15 protein-coding genes are annotated in these 20,190 nt (G+C 55.0%); 4 read left to right on the top strand and 11 right to left on the bottom strand.

Features of this window, described 5'->3' with window-relative positions; translation table 11 throughout:
- Positions 1-100: 100 nt before the first annotated feature.
- Positions 101-3,514 (bottom strand): CHAT domain-containing protein, encoded by a 3,414-nt coding sequence (locus DYY88_RS03955; RefSeq protein WP_052288250.1) that lies wholly within the window; start codon positions 3,512-3,514, stop codon positions 101-103.
- Positions 3,515-4,011: 497 nt separating this feature from the next.
- Here DYY88_RS03955 and DYY88_RS03950 point away from each other — a divergent pair, with 497 nt between their 5' ends.
- Positions 4,012-5,271, top strand: coding sequence for a response regulator (locus tag DYY88_RS03950; protein ID WP_039729400.1), 1,260 nt, complete (start codon positions 4,012-4,014; stop codon positions 5,269-5,271).
- 114 nt (positions 5,272-5,385) lie between these two features.
- Here DYY88_RS03950 and DYY88_RS03945 read toward each other — a convergent pair whose 3' ends face one another.
- A complete protein-coding gene (locus DYY88_RS03945; RefSeq protein WP_039725645.1) occupies positions 5,386-7,605 on the bottom strand; it encodes an AAA family ATPase in 2,220 nt (739 codons plus the stop codon).
- Positions 7,606-7,916: 311 nt separating this feature from the next.
- Between DYY88_RS03945 and DYY88_RS23965 the strand changes: the two genes are divergently transcribed.
- Positions 7,917-8,087: a hypothetical protein gene (locus tag DYY88_RS23965; protein WP_160299510.1), complete on the top strand. Its 171-nt coding sequence runs from the start codon at positions 7,917-7,919 to the stop codon at positions 8,085-8,087.
- 384 nt (positions 8,088-8,471) lie between these two features.
- Here DYY88_RS23965 and DYY88_RS03940 read toward each other — a convergent pair whose 3' ends face one another.
- Complete coding sequence (locus DYY88_RS03940) at positions 8,472-8,891, bottom strand: FKBP-type peptidyl-prolyl cis-trans isomerase (protein ID WP_039725644.1); 420 nt, start codon at positions 8,889-8,891, stop codon at positions 8,472-8,474.
- Between the two features lie 408 nt (positions 8,892-9,299).
- On the opposite strand from DYY88_RS03940, the gene DYY88_RS03935 reads away from it, so the two are divergent.
- Together DYY88_RS03935 and DYY88_RS03930 are read left to right on the top strand one after the other, a co-directional pair.
- Positions 9,300-9,533, top strand: a complete 234-nt coding sequence (locus DYY88_RS03935; RefSeq protein WP_130199315.1) for a hypothetical protein — start codon at positions 9,300-9,302, stop codon at positions 9,531-9,533.
- Positions 9,534-9,642: 109 nt separating this feature from the next.
- The gene (locus tag DYY88_RS03930) at positions 9,643-10,239 is read left to right on the top strand and encodes a hypothetical protein (RefSeq protein WP_039725642.1); all 597 of its coding nucleotides are present in this window, start codon (positions 9,643-9,645) and stop codon (positions 10,237-10,239) included.
- Between the two features lie 37 nt (positions 10,240-10,276).
- Here DYY88_RS03930 and DYY88_RS03925 read toward each other — a convergent pair whose 3' ends face one another.
- From DYY88_RS03925 to DYY88_RS03890, 8 genes are all read right to left on the bottom strand, one after another.
- The gene (locus tag DYY88_RS03925; protein WP_044151022.1) at positions 10,277-11,605 is read right to left on the bottom strand and encodes a dicarboxylate/amino acid:cation symporter; all 1,329 of its coding nucleotides are present in this window, start codon (positions 11,603-11,605) and stop codon (positions 10,277-10,279) included.
- Between the two features lie 89 nt (positions 11,606-11,694).
- Complete coding sequence (locus tag DYY88_RS03920; protein ID WP_160299509.1) at positions 11,695-12,591, bottom strand: substrate-binding periplasmic protein; 897 nt, start codon at positions 12,589-12,591, stop codon at positions 11,695-11,697.
- A 128-nt stretch (positions 12,592-12,719) separates the two neighbouring features.
- Complete coding sequence (locus DYY88_RS03915) at positions 12,720-13,511, bottom strand: aspartate/glutamate racemase family protein (protein ID WP_039725641.1); 792 nt, start codon at positions 13,509-13,511, stop codon at positions 12,720-12,722.
- A 531-nt stretch (positions 13,512-14,042) separates the two neighbouring features.
- On the bottom strand, positions 14,043-14,861 hold the full coding sequence (locus tag DYY88_RS03910; RefSeq protein ID WP_242517568.1) for a DUF1350 family protein: 819 nt from the start codon (positions 14,859-14,861) through the stop codon (positions 14,043-14,045).
- A gap of 115 nt (positions 14,862-14,976) precedes the next feature.
- Entirely contained in the window at positions 14,977-15,210 is a 234-nt protein-coding gene (locus DYY88_RS03905) for a hypothetical protein (RefSeq protein ID WP_039725640.1), read from the bottom strand.
- A 252-nt stretch (positions 15,211-15,462) separates the two neighbouring features.
- Positions 15,463-18,108 (bottom strand): M1 family aminopeptidase, encoded by a 2,646-nt coding sequence (locus DYY88_RS03900; protein WP_367889258.1) that lies wholly within the window; start codon positions 18,106-18,108, stop codon positions 15,463-15,465.
- Positions 18,109-18,223: 115 nt separating this feature from the next.
- The gene (locus DYY88_RS03895) at positions 18,224-18,838 is read right to left on the bottom strand and encodes a Uma2 family endonuclease (protein WP_039725639.1); all 615 of its coding nucleotides are present in this window, start codon (positions 18,836-18,838) and stop codon (positions 18,224-18,226) included.
- Positions 18,839-19,077: 239 nt separating this feature from the next.
- Positions 19,078-20,049 carry a helix-turn-helix domain-containing protein gene (locus tag DYY88_RS03890; protein WP_052288248.1) on the bottom strand — a complete coding sequence of 324 codons (972 nt, stop codon included), beginning with the start codon at positions 20,047-20,049 and terminating at the stop codon, positions 19,078-19,080.
- Between the last annotated feature and the right edge of the window lie 141 nt (positions 20,050-20,190).

Here is a 20,190-nt window from a genome sequence, read left to right as displayed (position 1 = left end):
GATGATCTGTCGGGGAATAGGTATCGTTTGCAATGAGAATTCGTAATTTTTAGCGATTACAAAACAATGGCACAGCCCGTCATAGTGGCCGGTTGGCGACTTACCACGGGCTACCCACGAGGGTAAAAGCAGCCCAATAGTAGGGATGCTGTGTATTGCCAAACCCAAGTGCTGCCAATTCTTCGGGCAGCGGTGCAGCATCAGCGCTCCAGGTTAAGACGCCATCTTGCACGGTGACTTGCCCCCTCAACATCGCCAACTGGGCTTGGCGTAGGGCTTCGGCTTTATAGGGTTGCTGGCTGAGCTGGGTGTAAAACTCAGCCATGAGGCCAGCGGTTTCTAAATCACTCACCTGCCAGAGTGACGCTAGGGCCGATCGCACTCCGGCCTGCACGGCCAACCCGGCAAAGCCGAGTTCGGCAGAGGTATCGCCCAGGGCGGTTTTGCAAGCACTCATGACCAACAGTTCGACAGGGGGATCATTGAGTTGAAGTTCGGGAATTTGGTCGAGGCTGAGCCGACGATCCCAAAACTGAATGTAGGAATTGGCGGGGCCACCGGGACGAAACTCCCCGTGGGTAGCCAGGTGTAGAACCTGGTAGTCATCCGCTTGCCGCTCTGAAACCAGCGTTTGGGGAGTGAAGGATTCATTTAAGTTGCGTTGCCCTTGCCGCAAGGTGCCGACGATCGTGCTGAGTTCAAACGGTACGGCGGGGAGCGCGGGCTGGTCGGTGAATTCGGAGGCGCCCATGGCGAGGACGAGGGCGCGGCGGACATCGGTGTAGCGCGTGTCGGTGAGGGCCAGGCTGGGCATGAGCCCGACGCTGTAGTTTTCAATAATGAACTGTTCGCCATCGTGCAGGGCGGCGAGGGGCAGCGATCGCAAGCCCGGTGCCATGATCATGGAAATATGACCAATGTCTTCGGCGGCTAACACGGGCTCAATCGGGGCGATGAGCCAGTCATAGAGCTGTTGTGAATACTGCAAATAAGTGGTCAAACGTCGCCGGGTGCGATCGGTCAATTCAATTTGGAGGCTGCGCACGGCGGCGACCACCTTTTCGCGAGTGGCGGCGGGCACCTCAATTTGTTGGGGTTGACCATCCGGGGTGACTACCACCAGTTGCAGTACGTCCGTCGGTTGCGGATCGGGCAGTTGTTTGAGGGGCGATCGCTGGGCGACACTGCGGCCTGCTGGGATGAATCGGGCATAGACCAGGGCGGAGGCCGTGCCGACTTGTTGGGTCAGGGTTCGCAACGTGCCCTGACTGGCTTCAAAGTTCGGTTCGGGCAGGACGGGCAAATCAAAGTAGCTGACAAAGTCTTCGGCGTAGAGACCATCCTCAAAGGCCCAGTCTTCACCCGTGAGATCTTCGGCATTGACGTCAAACCCTGGATCGCCCGGCTCCGGCCCGTCGCCATCCTCAGCAAACTCATCCCCTTCGAAGTCGTCGCCGTCTTCAAAGCCCTCTTCGCCGCCTTCGCCGTCAGGGCCATCCGCTTCACCCCTGCCGGCTCGCCGCCCTCGTCCCCCGGGGCCATCGTCAAAGTCATCTGGCCCCTCGCCAAAGTCGTCTGGTCCCTCGCCGAAGTCATCGCCTTCAAAGCCAAAGTCATCGCCTTCGAAGCCAAAGTCATCTGGCCCCTCGCCGAAATCATCGCCCTCAAACTCAAAGTCACCACCGAAGTCACCTGGCTCGCCGAAGTCATCTGGCCCCTCTGGCGGCGGGTTTTGACAACCGTCTGGGCAACTAGTTTGTCCGGTTTCAGTCACCGTCAGGGTACCCCCCTGAGGATTAATCGCGCCGCCGCTGGTCACAAATACATTGTTGCCTCGCAGCGTGATATTGCCGCCGCCCGAGGAAAGCGGTGCCGCGATGGTCACTTCGCCGCTGCCGTTGCCGTCAGTATCAGCCCGAAAATCGAAACTCGTGGCCCCACTAATGCTGGAGACCTCGCCATTAATGGTGATATCGCGGGCCGCGCGGAGCACCAGGGTGCTGTCTGTGCCGGTGTCCAAGACAAAACCATCCACGTCAATGTCGCCTGCTTGGTTGCCGGTGCTGCCCGTGCTGACAGTGACGGTCCCCCCGCCACTGAGGGCGCTTTCAATATCCAACCAGCTGATCACCGCTGGACTCGATTGCGCGACAAACGGGTTGTTAGGGGGAAAGCCCGTAGTTTGATTGCTGGGGGCATCGACAATCAGAATATCTCGCGGATCGAGTAACCAGTGTCCCGCTTGCCCGTTCGGTGCGGTGATATCGGGGACGCCCGTGGTTTCCAAAAAGCCCCGGCTGCTGGTTTCGATCAGCCCACCGTTGCCGCTTTGGCCCCCGCCTCGCGCACTCAAGAAACCGTAACTGCGGGTCGTCTCTTCTGACCAGAGAATGATGGTGCCGCCATTGCCTTGGGCGATCGCATCAGCCACCAGACTCGACGCTTCATCGACGAACGTGACGGATGCCGTGGACAAGCTGCCGCCCCCGGTGTAATCGCCCCCCACTCGGATCGTGCCGCCCCCGGTGGCTCCGGTGGCGCTGACCGCTGCTCTGAATAGGCCGACCGTGTCGCCCAGCACCGTTACCGCGCCGCCTTGTGCAGTGCCATCGGTATTCAGCTGTCCGCTAATCAGGGTGGTTGCGGGCGCTGTCGGGATCGCCAAGTCGCCAGTTCCCAGGGTAATCGTGCCGTCTGGATTGACGGTGACATCGGTGGCGGTGGCGATCGCATTCCCCGTCAACAACTCTGGCAGGCCCAGCGGCGAAAACGGTAGTTCTGTGGTCAGGGATGTTTCCGGCAAAGTCGCCAGTTCTAAATTGAGCAACTGACCTTCTTGGGTGATCCGAACCCGACTGCCTCCCGCCACCGCACTGATGAGAATGTTGCCCCCCGGTGCTGCGATCGTGCCAGTATTCAGGACTTGCCCCCCGACTAAAACCACCGCTGTACCGGCGGATACCTGCAAATTGCCAGCATTTACCACGCTGGCGGGCTGCTCCAGGCTAAAACCAAAGCTTTGCGGCGAACCGACCAAGGCCGCGTAGTCATTGGCCCCCACTAAATCCAGTTCACCGGCGGCAAAACCTACTTGGTCAGCGGTGAGTGCGGTAAAACTTCCTTGCAGATTGAGCGCCGCATTGGGGCCAAACAAAATGCCGTTGGGGTTAATCAAATACAGGTTGGCGTTGGAGCCGCTGACCTGGAGCAACCCATCGATGACCGAAGGATTGGCCCCATTGACGCCGCTGAGAATGTTGAGGATGGCCGGGTCGGTCAGAAACGTGGCGCTGGCCCCGGTCGATAGATTGAACTCGGCGAACTGATGAAAGAGGTTTTGCTGATCGGCTGAGGTGGCACCGCCGGTGATGATGTGATCAGCGCCTTGAGTGGTGACTTGGGTGCCCGTGCGGTTGGGCGCAGGCACGATGTCGTTGGCCTGCGCTGGCCAGACACTAAGTCCCGTATAGAGAGTCACTAGAGTCGCGATCGCCGGCCCGGATAACTGCGTCATAGCTCAACGTCCGAAAGAAGCGAATGGGGAGGGGCGCGATCGCCGATCAAGGCGGGGAAGAGAGCCGACGAAACCGCTCATCATCCTGCCACCACACCATACTCCCGCCGTTAGTCAGACTCGCGGTCGGCGTCACTTTTGTAGCATTTCTTTGCCGCCAGAAAGATTCGCCTCGCTCGACCTGATGAAGCCAGTTAATTCAAGCCTTCGCGGTATTGCTGCGGTCCCTGTTATGGGGGCGATCGCTAAGCCCCAGGCTGACTTGCGAGACATTCCCCCGCGAAGGTCATATGATTGTAAGCAACTCAAGCTCGCCGAGGGGGCTCATCACCGTCGGCGGAATGAGCTGCAACCAGTGCCTACCCAACGCCATCCGTGAGCCGGTACGGAAAAGAATGTGGATTGAATTGGCGCTTAGCCATTCAGCGGCATTTCATTCTCGCCCCAACGACGTTAAATTAAACCCACGGCTTTTTACAGAAAACGGTCACAAATTTATGCAGGGCCAGCTGGCAGAAATTGACATTCGGAGTATCTTGCAGCTCATAGAGCTCGGCCAACGTACCGGCGAACTCTATGTCGAAGCCTACCTGCCGGCCTTGCCTGCGATGGGTGCTGATAGCGCTCAGTCTAAGACCCAATCCCCCCATTCCTGGTTGGTCTTTTTTCTCAATGGACAAATCGTCTATGCGGGAACCACCGACGGCAATCTGAATCGTCTGCGGGGATACCTTCATCGCTACGAACTCGACGACTCGCTCAAAGATTTGGATGTGCCCGCGATCGCCACCTTTAACTCGCCGGAATATGGCTACTTGTGGGCGTTGCTCGAAAATCACACCCTGACGCCAGAGCAAGGACGGCAGATTCTCAACGGCATGGTGCAGGAAACGTTGTTCGATTTGTTGAGTCTGCATCAAGGGGCATTTGTATTCAAGCTCTCAGCGGGCTTGAGCCCCCAGCTCACGACGTTCGAGATTAGTTCCCTCGTGGCCACCATTACCACGCAAATCCAGGCGTGGAATCAGTTTTACCCGCACATTCAATCGCCCCATCAGTGCCCCAGCATTTTGCAAAAATTGCAGTCCCATGAGGCCGAAGATGAAAAAACGGCCCGCATGTTGCGCTGGATGGATGGCAACACTTCTATTCAGCAGATTGCCCGGTACTGGAATAAGGGGCTGGTCACTGTGGCTAAGGCAATTTATCCCTACGTGCGGCAGGGCATCATTCATTTATCGGAAGTGACGGCTCCCATCGCGCCGCCCGACTCGGTGGAAGATTGGCAAGCGATCCAAGTGCCCCGCATTGTCTGTGTCGATGACGGGGTCACCATTCGCCAAGCGATCGAGCAAATTTTGGATGAACACGGTTACGAAGCGACCTCGATCGGGAATCCGCTCCGCGCCCTCAGTTTGCTGTTTCAGCTCCGGCCAGATTTGATTCTCTGTGATATCGCCATGCCCGAGTTAGAAGGGTATGAACTGTGTGCCATGCTGCGCCAGTCCAGCGTGTTTCGGCAAACGCCTATCATTATGCTGACGGGCAAAGACGGCTTTATCGATCGCGTCAAAGCCCGCATGGCAGGAGCCACCGATTATTTGACCAAACCCTTTGGGGCCCACGAGTTGCTGACCTTGGTGGAAAAGTATGTCGGCCTCGGCAACCCCACCCGTCCTCAACCCAACCGCCTGCTCGAACAAGCCATTCAAGATGATCTGGAACTGGAGCCGCGTTCCTCAACCCCCAGCCGCTAGAGCTGCTTAAAATCTGCGGTTGCCCGTTCTGTCGTCACCCCACGTCTCGTCTACATCAGTTGCTTGGGACAGACAGGGATGGCAACGACTGCTCGCGATCGCCGGTAGTGGTGCTCAGTGGGTCGGATGGCCCGTGAGCAAGAGTTGAGTCGATTGCCAACTCACGGTTTGATTTTGGACTTGGCGGCGTAGGGCAGACTCAATCGCTGGCAGCTCTTCAGCGTTTAAAGTCGCCGCGAGTTTAGTGCCGTAACTGGTGGGGTTGCGCAAGTCAAACCAGCGATCGCATAACTGCTCGCTAATCAATAAGTCACTTTGGACGGTTTCTTGAGTCCAACTGACGGTCATGCCAGCCGCTTCTAACTGCTGCACCAGCTTCTCAGCTGTCCAGGCAAAGCGGGGCTCGGTGTCATCGGTATAGAGGTGTTCTTCGGCCTGTTGCCAGTGCTCATGCAGGGATTCCGGCAATTTGTCGGCTGCCACCAGTTGCCAGAGCCGTTGACTGTCGCGGGGAAGGGTCTCGGCCAGGGCGAACCGACCCGAGGGATGCAGTCCCGCGACGATCGCTGCAATCAATTCTGACGTCGGGGCGATTGTGCCAAACACATTGCGCCCGATGATGCGATCGAACTGAATCCCAGGAGCCATCTGGCGGAGTTGAGCCGACAACGTCCGCAATTCAGCCTGAAAAATGATGGGCCGAGACAGTTCTGGCAAAAAGCTGGCTTGCTCCGTTAACGCCGCTAAATCCTGCGCCGTTACCGCTCGGCTGTAGACGCCGCCTTCCGGGACTTGTCGCACGGCTTCCCAGGTCAGCAAACCGCTGCGGGCATTGAGATCCAAAATCGTGTGGTGCCGCTGCGGTTCGAGGGCGTCAAACAGGCGATCGCGCACCTGGCCTAATCGTTCGCCCGTCTGGCTGATGGTCCTCTGCAGCCAGCGATCTCGCACCGGATCGTTCGGGCTGTAGGTCAGCGCTTCTGTCGTGGGCGTACTGGTGCCTTCCACCATCGCCGCGAGTTGGGCCTCGCGTCGTCGCACCACCTGCTGCTGAATCGAGCGCTCATATCCCTGATTAGAGGGTTGGTAAAACACCTGCCCCTGCAAGCCCGAAGGCAAATACTGCTGTGCTACCCAATGCTCGCGATAGGAATGGGGATAGAGATAGCCTTTGCCGTGCCCAAAGCCCTCTTTATCCCGGTTGGGATCGCGCAGCGGATTGGGCACGTCCCGTTGCTGCTCCCTTTCCACTGCGGATAGCGCGTCAAAAAAGGCCATCGCACTGTTGGATTTCGGTGCCGTCGCTAAATATAAAGTCGCCTGGGCGAGGGGATAGCGACCTTCGGGCATGCCCACGCGATCGAACGCTTCCGCACAACTCATGGCAATGGCAACTGCCTGGGGATCAGCCAACCCAATATCTTCGCTGGCTAGAATGATCAGCCGCCGAAAAATATAGCGCGGGTCTTCCCCCGCATAAATCATGCGCGCTAGCCAGTACAGTGCCGCATCGGGGTCAGAGCCCCGCAGACTTTTGATGAAGGCGCTGATGGTGTCGAAGTGGGCGTCGCCTTCTTTGTCGTAGAGAACGGCCCGCTGCTGAATCGATTCTTCGGCGACTGCCAGGGTGATGTGAATGCTGCCGTCGGAGGCTGGGGTGGTCGTTTCTACAGCTAACTCCAGTGCATTCAAGAGGGCGCGGGCGTCGCCGTTGGCCACATTCACCAGATGAGCGATCGCGTCCTCATCGATCTGCACCGAGTGATCGCCATAGCCCCGCTCCCGGTCGCCCAAAGCTTGCGCCACCACCCGATATAGATCATCCCGTTCCAACGATTTCAGCTGAAAGACCCGCGATCGGCTGACCAACGCCTTGTTCACTTCAAAAAAAGGATTCTCCGTCGTCGCCCCAATCAGAATGACCGTGCCGTTTTCCACCCAGGGCAATAGCGCATCTTGCTGGGCCTTGTTAAAGCGATGCACCTCGTCGATAAACAAAATGGTACGGCGACCAAATTGACCGCGCAGGTTTTGGGCTTGGGCGATCGCCTCTCGAATATCTTTCACTCCCGCCAACACGGCATTCAGCGCAATGAACTGAGCACTCGTTGTATTCGCGATGATTCGCGCCAGGGTTGTTTTCCCCGTCCCCGGCGGCCCAAAAAAGATCAGCGAAGACAGCTGGTCGGCCTGAATCGCCCGTCGCAGCAGACGTCCTGGCCCGACCACGGCATCCTGACCAATAAACTCGTCCAACGTGCGAGGCCGCAGCCGCGCCGCTAAAGGAGCCTCGGCGTCAATCTGGGTTTCGCGATGGTGGTCAAACAGATCCATGCCGATAGATTAAGCCGAAAATGCGTTGCCAACTCCAAAATTATCAGCGCCGTCGGCCAGCCACCTCAGCGGTTGAGCACTGGTTCCAGATCTATCCAGATCTAATAGAGATCTCTGAAAAGGAATTTCCCATGCGTAGGGTGTCATTCGCGTCGCGTAATGCACCACAGGTCAGCATTTTTGTTTTTGGGGATCTCCCGAGTGATGAGCGACCAAATGAAGCTGTGATGAAGAACACAAGAGTCGCGTTGGGAAGGCCAGTGCTCTGGCTGAGGTTAGCAATACCGAATACTATTCTGGAGCTTTGCCCCATGAAACGTACCCCCAACCCTATCAAGCTTTACCGTTTAGCCGAAACAGAATTGATGCCTGTCGGTGGCGGCGTGGCGCTTCATGGTGAAAAGCCTGCCAATCGGCCATTGCAGGCGCGTTGGGTCACGACAGCAGCCGGTCGCTTGATTTGCCAATGGACTTCTGAATAGCGCTGATTATCTTCATCGAGTCCCTGTTCGTATCTCATCACTATCCCAAGGAGCTCTTCACGATGCCATCGATTTTTCGTTCTCAACTGGGTGCAGCGCCATTGCCTGCTCGCAAAGTGAAGAGCCCGACACCCTCATCAGCTGGGTGGACTCAGCGCTTAAAGCGTGGCTGCCACCAACGGCAGCCGAAACATTTGGCAGATGCCTTACTGTATGACGGCGCACTGTACATGCACTAAATCATGGGATGGCTGCTGGAGGGCCATTGGGAGCGATCGCCATTCCTCTGGCCGACCCAATTGCACACAAAACCAGCGCTATTACGTCGCAATAGCGCTGGCTGAATTGTGACTTATCGACAGCGATCGCTCTCGCCGGGTAGATTTAAGCGGCTTCGACCAAAGTCAGGTCAAAGGTCAAATCTTCGCCCGCTAGGGGATGATTGCCATCAATGACCACGCCTTCATCTTTCACTGCAGTGACCCGAACGGGTAGCGCGCCCTCGGGAGTTTGGAGCTGTAGCGTTTGCCCCACTTCGGGGTTGAGTCCGTCGGGAAATTGTGCATGGGGCACCACCGCAATCATCTCATCGCGGACTGCCCCATAAGCCTCGTTGCTGGGAATGGTGATGGTCTGAGACGCGCCTACATCCATTTGCTGAATAGCGGTATCAAAACCGGGAATCACTTGCCCGCTGCCAACCTGAAATTCTAATGGTTCGCGCCCTTCCGAAGAATCAAAGACCGAGCCGTCGTTTAACTTACCCGTGTAGTGAACTTTGACTGTTTTGCCACTTTCTACCATGAAAAAATATCTCTTCAGTGAATTTACACTAGCGGTAAGCCTAGCTCACATTTTGACAAGGTGGGGAAGATTACTTTGCGAAAGATGAAGTGTCGCTGCCAACAGCCGGGGGGTAGCCCTACAGGCTGGGGACGGAGTCCGGTTATCGGCGATGACGTTTCCTCAAGTATCAGAGCATAGTTGCCTTCATTCAGTGGCGTCAATTATGGCAGTAATCTCTTTTGCCAGGGTGGCATTAACTTTGAGTGCACCGCTTATAAGCTGGCGTTAGCGCCATAGATGGCCCGTTGGCAGCGCATAATTTCCACTACTTACATATGGTGGTCTGTTGCTGACATGGGTAAAAGTGCTTCATCCCCGGGTGCTTGAGATCAGGTTGAGGACCATTCTCTTTTGCTGTATTGCGGCGTGACGAACCAACTCACGCGATTGACCGCGATCGCCTTTGTGCTGATTGCCAGCGAAGTGACAGTCTACGTGGGGAATGTTTTATCGTGTCCCTTTTATACCCTGGCTGAATGGTTGACGCCGACTGGTTGGCCGGTCTCCGATATTTTGTCTACTTGGTTAGCGCGGTCGGTGATCAACTTTGCCTCCTCGTTCTCGCGATCGCCGGTCTCATTCTTCCGGTTTGTCTCGTGACCCGATAAAGCGCTCTGTCTCATTTGTCCGGAATCAGTATCAACTCCAATGAAGACATCGGCACATTAGGCGTACACCAGCACAAGAGAGGCAATAGATAGGCAAAATTATGCAGAAGTTTTGGAAGAAGTTGCCAGGACTGGGCATCACCGGTTATCTGTTGCTTGGAGCCGGGCTCCCTGCGATCGCTCAGTCAGAACGCTGGCCGACCGAAGTTGAACAACAGCAATTGCAACAAATAATGCGACAAAGGTTGCCAGACTTAGCGACGAGTGAGTTTTATCCCGATCGCCGCACTCTGGCAGAGCGGTGGATCGTGGCTGAATTTGCTCGCGCCTGGGCAGCGGTTGATCCAGCGGTAGCGCCCTACTTGGGAGAGTGGGTCGCAATCGAAGAATCTCTCTATATTTATCCTTCAAGCACGCCGGGGCAGGTTTGTATCCTCGATATTTATCTCGATGAGGGCGATTTTTACACAGGACAGGTACGAGAGGGCAAGGTGTACACCACCACGAATCTCGTTTTTCTTCTCGATGGCAATTTCTTAGGTAACACCTTCATCTATGAAGATCAGCCCGGTATTTACGAATATGCCTACCCGCGCCCGTTGCTTGATCCCGCCACAACATTGGGCGCATATTATCCAGCGGCGATCGCGGCTTTTGAAGCGATGAACTGTGAAATTGGCTTGCCCAACCGTCTTTAAATCATCGCGATCAGGCTTGAGAGCCAGGTCCCTTAAATTACGCCGATTGGTTAAGGGGTGAGCCCTCGGGACGAGGCTCGGTTTGGATATTGGCAATCATCGCCGTTGTGGCCATGCCGGTTTGCACGATGCTGAGGGTTCTAAAAGGGTTGATGATGGGGTCGATCGCGACAAATAGTACCAAGACCGCATCTAGCGGTAGCTTGAGGGGATCTAGGACGAGCCCCAGCATGGTTAAGGTCAAGATGCCCGTGACCCCAGAGGTCGCCATGCCCGCAAACACGGAACCCACGATGATGATGATCAGGGTGCCGAAGTCCAGCGGTTTTTGATAGAGTTGCACGACAAATACCGTGGCCGCGGCAAAGTAGATGATGGAGCCAAAGCGGCAGAGAGTAATGGAGAGCGGCGTCACCAAGTCGGTGGTTTGGCGATCGAAGTTGAGGTCCTCGTGCAGGCTGGTGATCGCGGCAGGAAGGCAAGCCAGACTGCTCGTTGTGGCCAGCGCCAGAATGGTCGGATCTTTTTGCGCTCTCAGGACTGCCAGGAGCGATCGCTTTGCTCGCCAGCTGATGATAAAGGTGCCCAACACGTAGACCGCAGCAAAAATCACCAAGGTGACTACGACAAAGTTGACCATTGAAAGCAAGACATCCAGGCCAATGCGTGAGAGTTGTACGGCCAGCAAACTGCACAAACCGAAGGGCAACAGATAAGTCAACCAGTGAATTACTTGGTTAAAGGCACTGTAAATGCTGTCCAAAATATTGAATAGCGGTTCGGTGTTGGCGTTTTTGATCAGACCCAAAGAAATGCCAAACACGATGGCGAAAATGAGTACTTTTAGCGTTTGCCCTTCACTCAAGGCGAGGAAGATATTTTCCGGCACCATGTTGAGAATAAATGAGGCGAGATTGGTGCCCGACTCTTCCACCGGAATCGGCCCGGTCAGTGACATTTCTAAATCAATGCTGGATTGATTGACCAAGCCCCCCAAGTTTTCTAATGTAGCAGCTGATAGATTACGCCCTGGGCCCGTCAAAATTGCCACTATGGCGGCCAGCGCACTCATGCCAAACATGGCAACAGGAAACACAATCAAAATGCGCTGCACATATTGCTTGGCATCATGACTCTGCATCAATCGCCCAATACTGTTAGAAATGGCCGATAACAGAATCGGCAATACGCACATTTTGAGCAAGCCGAGATAAAGGTTGCCAATAGGGGCGATCGCTTCTGCCACGGCAGGCAGTGAGGTGCCAAGGTAAACCCCTAAAACGACACTCACCAAAATGCACCAAGGACTCCTTAACCATTCCAGCGAAATGTTTGGCAGTCGGCTTTTTTTCAGATAAGTCGTCATGGCAGTGAGATGTCCAACGATGGTTTGGGGCAACGATCAGGGGCGACCACCAGTGCAGGTCGGTGGTCGGCTAGGCAATGTGGCAGTGATTAGGGCGTGAGTGGCTGCGTTTGCAGATAACTGGCAAATTCTTCCAAAATGCTATCGACGGTGTATTCTGCATCCAGGGTGTCGAGGTACTGATCCGCGAATGCCAGCAGGTGGGTGCTTTCCCATGGAAAGACCATGGCGAGTGCATCTTGAGTATCTGTAAGAACGGCTGTCTTAAGCTGTAGGGCCGCATCCGGTTTCGTTTTGACGACCTTTTTGATTTCCAACTCATCGCGGTAGCCCGCCAAAATTTCCCCTTGGCTCACGGCAGTCACAATGTCTTCCCATGATTCGAGCTCCACAATGGTGGCTTGAGGAAATTTTTGCTGCAAAAAGCCAACATAAGATGACCCTTTAATCACGCCAACATCACCCGTCAATTCGCGAATGGTTTCAATGACGTTGTCGCTATTGGTTTGCTGGGCCAGTAATAAGCGGTTAATCAATAACCCCTGACGCATGGTGAGGTAAGGGTGAGAAAAGCGCACGCGCACGGCCCGTTTCATCGTGCGGCTAATTTTGGAAATGGCCATGTCAGCCCCGCGATAGTAGACGGTATCGACGACGGCATTAAAGGTATCAGGCGACCGGTTAAGTTCTAAATCCACCCCTAACTGGTCAGCCAGCGCTTGTGCTAATTGGATGTCGAGTCCGGCCGCTTGGCCGTTGTCGTCAGCCATGAAGAAAGGGGCATTGCTGGTGCCCAACACGGCGACGATGAGCTTGCCCCGATCCATAATGCGTTGGATGTCGGGGGGCATGAGGGTGATTTCTGTTGCCCCGTTTTTGGCCTCATCGGTGGCTGCCTCCCTAGAGGGGCGATCGCTACTCGTAGTGCTGCGATTGGTTTGGGCGATCAAGGTTGGCTGCTGGGCGGCGATCGCCGATGGTGCCATGATCCCGCTGCCACTGCCCCAGAGCAACAGACAACAGGCACTGATAACTATGCAACGTTTCAATAATCTCGCCATGAAGGCTAGCTGTAGGGGGGCAAAAAAGCAGCTAAACACGATGCAACACCTCATTAGGCAGCCAATAAAGAGTGGACAGCGCGATCGCCATGGGCCAAATCAAGGGTGATATCGGCGATCGCGGTTAACGGATCAATCCATGGCAAAGACAGGGACTCAATGTGAGCGAGCCCCACCGACAGCTCAGTACAGCCAGCAATGACGATGTCAGCGCCTTGTTCTTTGAGCCAGTGGGTCGCATGGGCCAGGGCCGTTAGTGCCGGGTCGGTCACTTTGGCACCAGTCGTTTTGATGCCCCATTGGGGATGATAAATCGACTGCATTACCCGCCGCTGCATCGGTGAGCCGACGACCGGATAAATGGGCGTAAGGCCTGCCTGGCATAAGTTCTGATGATAAAGCTGAGTCTGCAATGTGCCATCCGTCGCTAATATGCCCACATTTTGGGCGGTAGGAAACTGTTCGCGAATCGCCTGAGTAGTGGCCTGCATGAGCGGAATCCAGGGAATGTCAAGCTGGGCCTGCACTTGAGGATAAAAGGCGTGGGCAGTATTGCACGTCACAATCAAAAAATCAGCCCCGGCTCGCTGTAATCTTTGTCCATATTTCACCAGGTAAGGCGTGCAGTCAGGAACAATGCCTTTGATACTTTTGGTGCGATCGGGAATCTGGGTGGCATTCATCAAGATCCACTCGGGATGGGCTTGGTCACAGGTGGCCCCCCGACGGCAGCTGCGCTCTAATAAAATCTGTTCAAATTGAATGTGGGCGAGCGGCCCCAGGCCGCCAATAATGCCTGGAATCGCGATTTGCTCGGTGACCGCTGTGGGAACAGAAAATGCCATAGAATTTTTCCGGAATGAGGAGCAACAGCAGCAGGTGTCTGGCAAATCGCACCGGATTAATTGGGATAACCCAGCCGATGAGCCACACCTCACATTCAGAACTACTCGTATATTTCCCGGCCACCCAGAGAAATTCTAGTGTTCTTGATCACGTACAACGATGATTTTTACCGAGACAACCATGCAAGATATTGCTGCATAGCGGTTTCAATATTTTGCAATTTTCCATCATTTGGGTCGGAATGTTGTCGAGAAAGTACATAAATCTGCATACATTCCAGAGTGATGCGATCGACTCTTGTCTCCTCGACATGGGGTATCGGCGCAGACTGACCGGGAGGATGATTAGGGGATGCCGGGGCAGTTGGGGAAAGTTGACTCACTAATATGCCGAAATTTGTCCGCCAGCCTGCAAGGGATGAACCATTCCGTCATATTTAATACAAGGTATTTTCCTGAATGCGGCTTCCATACGACTGACGGCTGTTTTCGAGCCGATCGCAGCGAATGTCTCGTATCGCTTCTGGAACGTTAGCGATCGCGGCGCGATCGCATGGCACCAAGGGGATTCAGCCACATCAACAGAGCGTCTTCGAGCTGCCGCAGGTCGCGGGTGAATTCTTGTTTGACGAACTGCCCGATCGCATCCAGCGCGCTGAATTGCTGGCCTGGTTGCCAGGAGAGATCTTGGGCCATGGGGGTGGTGTGAGTACCGGGCAAAATTTGCACTGTCGTCAGTTCCGCAAAGTGGTGATACAGCACCTCATGCAGAGGTCGAGTCTGATCCAGGTCGTCTTTGCGGAACTTGATCAGGAGATTGCGTTCGACGGGATAGTAGCGGTCAATTAAATCCAGGGTTTCCTCGGGCGAGGGGGTGAATTCCATCGAGGTCATGGCCTCTTTGACCGGGGTGAAGGCCATCATTTGGTCGAGCAAGGGAATCGATCGCCGTGCTGAAAAGTTATTGAAGGCCATGAACATGTTGCCGGCCCGCTCGACTTCGTACAGGCTGTTGATGAGCAGATGGACTTTGCAACCCATGCTGTGGCCCAGGCCATAAATGGGTAGCCGTTTGAGAATGACGCGATTTTCGAGATAGTACCGGGCTTGGTCAAAGGTGACGAGCACTTCGTGAGCGATCGCTTTGTGGTCAAAGGTGTTGATGAATGGGGTGGCTACAATCACGTAGCCCCGCTGACCCAAAGCCTCTAGCAACAGCTTGTAAGTGACATTCGGGGCCGCCGCCACAAAGGCCCCGCCCAAAAAGTGAATGATGGCTCGGGGACTCTGTGGCACATATAGCCAGTTGCCCGATACCTCACGCCATGCCATCGCGATCGCTCCGTTCATATTCCTGCTCTAGTGTGGCGCAAATTGGCTGGCGAGGGCGAGCCCCTGGTATGGCGATCGCTGTTAAACCGAGAGGCTCTTGTGACTAACACAACTGAGGCTAGCGGTGGCCCTGTTATGACAGGGTGCGTTTGCGGGTCATAACGCTTATGTATTCACCATGCCGTCCGGTGGGCAGCGGTTCGCTCCAGGCGAGTCTTTCGCAGTAGCCGAGCACGGTCATACGATTGATGCTGTCAACAATGGCGCCATAGTCACCGAGCAAAATATGGCGTACGGCTTCTTGATTAAAGGAAGGCAGGTTGAACTGAGGAGCGGTCTGCACGGCTCCGGCGGGCGGTTGAAACATACGGGTGTCTCCGTTTTCACATTGAAGAAAACGGGGAACTCTCCAGATCCCTGATTAAGCGGTAAGGACAAGACAGCGGGAATACAATAGATTCCAGTCATCCCGACTTACTGAGACTAAGCGGGATGATTAGGGGATTTGAGAAGCGGCAACTTCTCTCTTCCCCACCTAGAATCATTCCCCGTACAATGAATTTACATGATGTCCGGTGAAAGTGCAATGCTGCTACTAATGTGTTGGGAGGAGCGTTGCCTAAGCCTTGCCTTTCGCTTCCAGTTCTTCTAAGCGGCTCTTGAGGTCTTGGTTCGACTTTTTGAGTTCTTCCAGATCCTCCTGGAGTTTGGCAACGGCCTGATCCTTCTCGACCTTTTTCTGTACTTTTTTGATCGTCTCTTCGGCGCGGCGGCGCACGCGGCCATCGTCAATGTGGTCAGCGATGCCTTGCAGCACCGTCACGGCTCCGACGTCTTCCATCATGCCTAGCGCCGCAATCACCGTCATCTGCGTGGTGAATTGGGGCTCCCGCGCGATCGCTTCCAGCCGTTCGAGAATGCGCTCGACATTGGGCTTGGTTTGCCCGGTGGAAACCTTGCCCAGCGATCGCACGGCCCCTAACCGCAGCATCGACGACACATCGGGTTCGGTGTATTGCAAAATCAGGTCGAGGGCGTCTTCTGAGGTTTTGAACTGGCTGACGCCGCTCAACGCGCCTGATCGCACCACTTCATTCCACCCGGCTCGCTCTTGCAGCACCGTGCGCAACACGCCCAGGGTCTGCGCCGCATCGGGAATACCGGAGAGCTTCGACGCACCCACTTCACCCAATGCACTAATGCCAGACGCTTCGACGTAGTAGCTGGGGTCGCCTGCCTGCACGATTTCCAGCAAAGCCTGGTAGCTCGCCGACGTTTTGACTTTGCCCAGGGCTTCCACTACGGCGCGGCGCACCTTGGGATGCGGGTCTTGTAAGCCCTGTAAAAGAGCGGTGATCGCTTGATCCAGCTTGAGGTCGGCGAGTTGTTTCGCCGCTTCGGCCCGCACGCCCCAGAGAGAATCGGTCGTCAGGGCGTCGGCTAGCGCGTTCACTGCATCAAGGCCGCCTTTTTGAGCGATCGCCTCCACGGCATAGACCCGCGCGATGGGGTCGGGATCGTACTTCAGTTGGGCCTTGAGTTCCGGTAGGGGATATTCCAGCTTCACCGTCTTGGTGTAGTGGTTACCCACGTCAAAGCTAATGAAATCGGGCTTTTTGGGCAGCGGGAAGTACAGCGCCTGCTCCTGCTCGTGAATGCGCACCGTCATCGGCTGCACGCTGACTTCGCCGTTTTCCACATAGCCAATGCCGATGGGAATGCGCAGGTCGAACAAGCCGCTTTTGCTGCTCTTGTCCCCCGCTTTCGCCTGGGTTTGGGTAACCGTAATTTTCGCCAGGTTGCTGTCGGCATCCCACTTGTACGCCACTTTGAAATCGGGATGACCACCGCGATACACATACTGATCGAACAGGAAGCGCAGGTTGCGTCCGGTGGTTTCTTCGATAGTGCGGATGAGATCCAGAGTCTCGACGGTCTTGTGAGCATATTTGTTTACAAAGCCGTGGATGGCCTGCCAGAATAGCTCGTCTCCCAACTCGGTGCGGAGCATGTGATAGACACACGCGCCTTTCTCATAAATGTGGCGATCGTAGAGTTCTATCGGCTCGCGGTAAACGTGGGTCACCATGGGACGACGGTAGCGGCTTTTGTCTTCCGACAGGTAGCTGCGCATTTCGCCGAGGCGGTAGTAGGCGGCTTCGTCAGCACCGTACTGGTCATCCGTCCACAGCACTTCTGAGTAAGTCGCCATGCCCTCTTTCACCCAAGCATGGGACCAGTGGTTGATCACCAGCAGATCGCCGAACCACTGGTGGGCCAGTTCGTGGGCAACCAGCATCTCCGAATTGGTGTTGTCCAGCGCCGCCCGCTCGTCGATCAGACAGCGATCGGTCAGCAGCGTGCAGGAGGTGTTTTCCATGCCGCCAAAGGTGAAGTCTTTGATGCAGACCTGGGCGTATTTGGGAAAGGCGTAGCGGTAGCCGAAGCGATCGCTAAAAAAGGCAATCATCTCGGGCGTCTTGCCCATGGTGCGCTGGGCGTCGTCTTTGCGGCCCTTCTGCGCGTAGTAGGTGACGGGGATGCCGTCCCACTCATCACGGATTTCGTCAAAGTCGCCCACTGCCAGAGTCATTAAATAGGAAGGGTGGACTTCCTTCTGAACCCAGTGGAAAATCTTGGCGTCGCCTTCTTCCTGCGTCTCAACCAGTTCGCCGTTGGAGATGGCCTGGTAGGGCTTGGGCACCCGCACCCGAATTTCGCTGGTGGCCAACTGACCGGGATAGTCGAAGCAGGGGAACCAGTAGCGGGAGTCTTCGTCTTCGCCCTGGGTCCACACTTGGACGGGTTTGTCGGGCTGATGCTCGGTCGGGGCCACGAAGTACAGGCCGCGCTGGGGATTGTCGCTGTGGTAAGCGATCGCCACCTCGATCGCGTTCCCCACCGTCGTTGGCTGGCTAAGATAGACGTAAAGCTGCTCGCCATCATGGTCGAACCGCTGCGCCAGATTGCCCACCATCACCGACTCAATTTGTAGGTTTACCGCATCCAGCACCAGGCGTTCAAGGCCGCTGCGCACGGGGGTGAGGCGAATGGTGCAGGTGCCCGTGTACCGTTGATTCGGAATATCCAAATCCAAATCCAGAGCGATGTGGTTGACTTGGCCCGGGCGATCCGGCGTGTAGTGAGGCCGCGCCCCTGGCAGCTCAAATGACTTGTGCTTGGGGGGTTCGGGGGTATCGAAGCCGGAATAATTCAACATGGAGTCCTCGTAGCGTCGCGGCAAATCTTCTGCATGGGTCGCCAAGCTGGGGGGCGATCTCAGCCTGTTTAACAGATTAACGTTTCTGTCCGAGGATGAATGCGTAATCCGAGCAACCGCAGGCAGGATAGGGCGTGATCTCGCTGGCCAAAATTTTCGATCAGAGCACAGAACGAATCGCGCGCGGCGGGCTCGCACCCTTACTAACTGCTGCAACGACCTGCTGATACAAAGATGACAAGTCAATCTCTGGGAAGAACTGACTTACCTCAGCGGGTTGATAGCCGTCAACCGTCAAGGTGAAAACAGCGAGGCGATCGCCTCGGATGAGCCAGACTTCAGACACCTGAAAAGGTTGATAGTCAGCCACCTTGGTGAAGTTGGTGACATCAACCTCAATGGCGATATCAGGGGATGGTTCAGTGGCCAAATCAATCCGGCTTTTGCCATTCACGGCAGCCCAGTTATTGAGCCAAAAACAATGATCCGGTTCAATGCCTGCCTGTTCAGGAATTTGCAACGTCACCGGGGTCGTATGGACGTAATCGCGCAACTGCTGGTTGAGGATGGCCACAATTAAATCAACCACGATCGCAATTAACTGCCCGTGCTCGAAAGTTGGCATTTTGAGGGCTAAATATCCATCGGCGTATTTGAGACGCGGCACACTCTGATCATTACGAGTGACCAGTAACTGTTCATACTCGGCCCAGCCCATGGGAATGGTTGCCACTGAACCATCCGGCAAGGATTTGATGGGAGCGATCGCAATCATAGCTGTGCGTATATGCCATCCTAATGAGCAAGGCCAAGATATCGCAGCCTGTTTAACAGATTAACGTTTCTGTCCGAGGATGAATCGCTACCCAGGCAACCGCAGCAAACTTAGGCAGGGGTAGAGGCGATCGCTGACAGTCCCAACGATATCTATCCCCCGTTGCGGATCACTGCAAACCGGAAACTGGCAACTGGCAGGCCGCAGCATTGGTGGGATGGGGCATGAACAACGACAATCTACTGACTGCGTTTGAGGGTTGCTGAGGGGAGTTCGCCAAACATCTGCTTGTAGTCGCGAGCCAAGAACCCTAAGTGATAAAAGCCAAACTGGGTGGCGACCTCGGTCACTGTTTTGGGGCTGGATTGAGCGGTTCGTAAGACTCGAAAAACCCCTTGTAATCGTAAGGTTTTTAGATAGGCCATTGGGCTCATGCCAAAGATTTCCTGAAAGCCATAGCAGAGGGCGCGGCTACTGGTGCCGAGGGCTGTGCAGAGGTCAGTGAGCGTCAGCGGTTGGTCGAGGTGCGATCGCATATACTCGTCTGCTTGTTTGACCAGGCGCGATCGGCGAAAGAACTTGATAGCAAGCTTATTTTCTCTTTGAGACGGCAATGCTGTGATAAATAACGGCAAAAAGTCTGCCAAAACAATCTGTTGAAAAACCGGTTTTTGCAATAATGGGGACCGCTGGATCAACAGTTCATATAACTTCTCCAGATAGCCCCGCAAGCTCGGAAAAGACTCTGGCATATAAACATAGTTAGACGCTAAAAATTTTGCATCTAAATCCAGCCGATTTAAGGCTTGAGTGTATACCTCAAAAATATCGGGGCGGATATAAACAGCACAGTATAAACACCCTCCCGGAAAAACCAGATCCGCCTCCCGTTCAGGATCAAAGCCAAACAAATAGTCTTCGGTCACAAGTCGGCTATTTTCAATCCCCTGCTGGCCTGATCCTTTCAGAATCATGACAAAAGTCAAAAATTCCGTCTGCTTATCGCCAAAGGCATGCAGGCTACGATTCACATCATTGAAATTGAACTGAACGGCTCCTAAATCAAGCGCCGCTGATTCGCACTTAAACGGCTCGCACGCTAAGGGCGTCAGGCGGACATCTTCAGGCAAAAAAAACGCTAGCTCATCAACATCTTTGAATTGATAGTACTTGGCTGCATTCGAGGCGGCGTTATTGGAAAATTCAGCCATCCGGCTTTTCAGCGGTTTCATGTCTGGTCAAAGTAATGTCCACCTTTCTACAGAAGCCACCCCTGAAATCATGTTTTTGGGTTGAAAGCCTTCAAATTTCTTAATGCTGTGCTGCTGCAAACTTGCGATTTTTAGATAGTC

Source organism: Leptolyngbya iicbica LK (assembly GCF_004212215.1).
In the GTDB taxonomy this organism is placed as follows: Bacteria; Cyanobacteriota; Cyanobacteriia; order Phormidesmidales; family Phormidesmidaceae; genus Halomicronema; species Halomicronema iicbica.
Note: the sequence above shows the minus strand (reverse complement) of the source record. Positions and strands in the feature narration are given on the sequence as shown.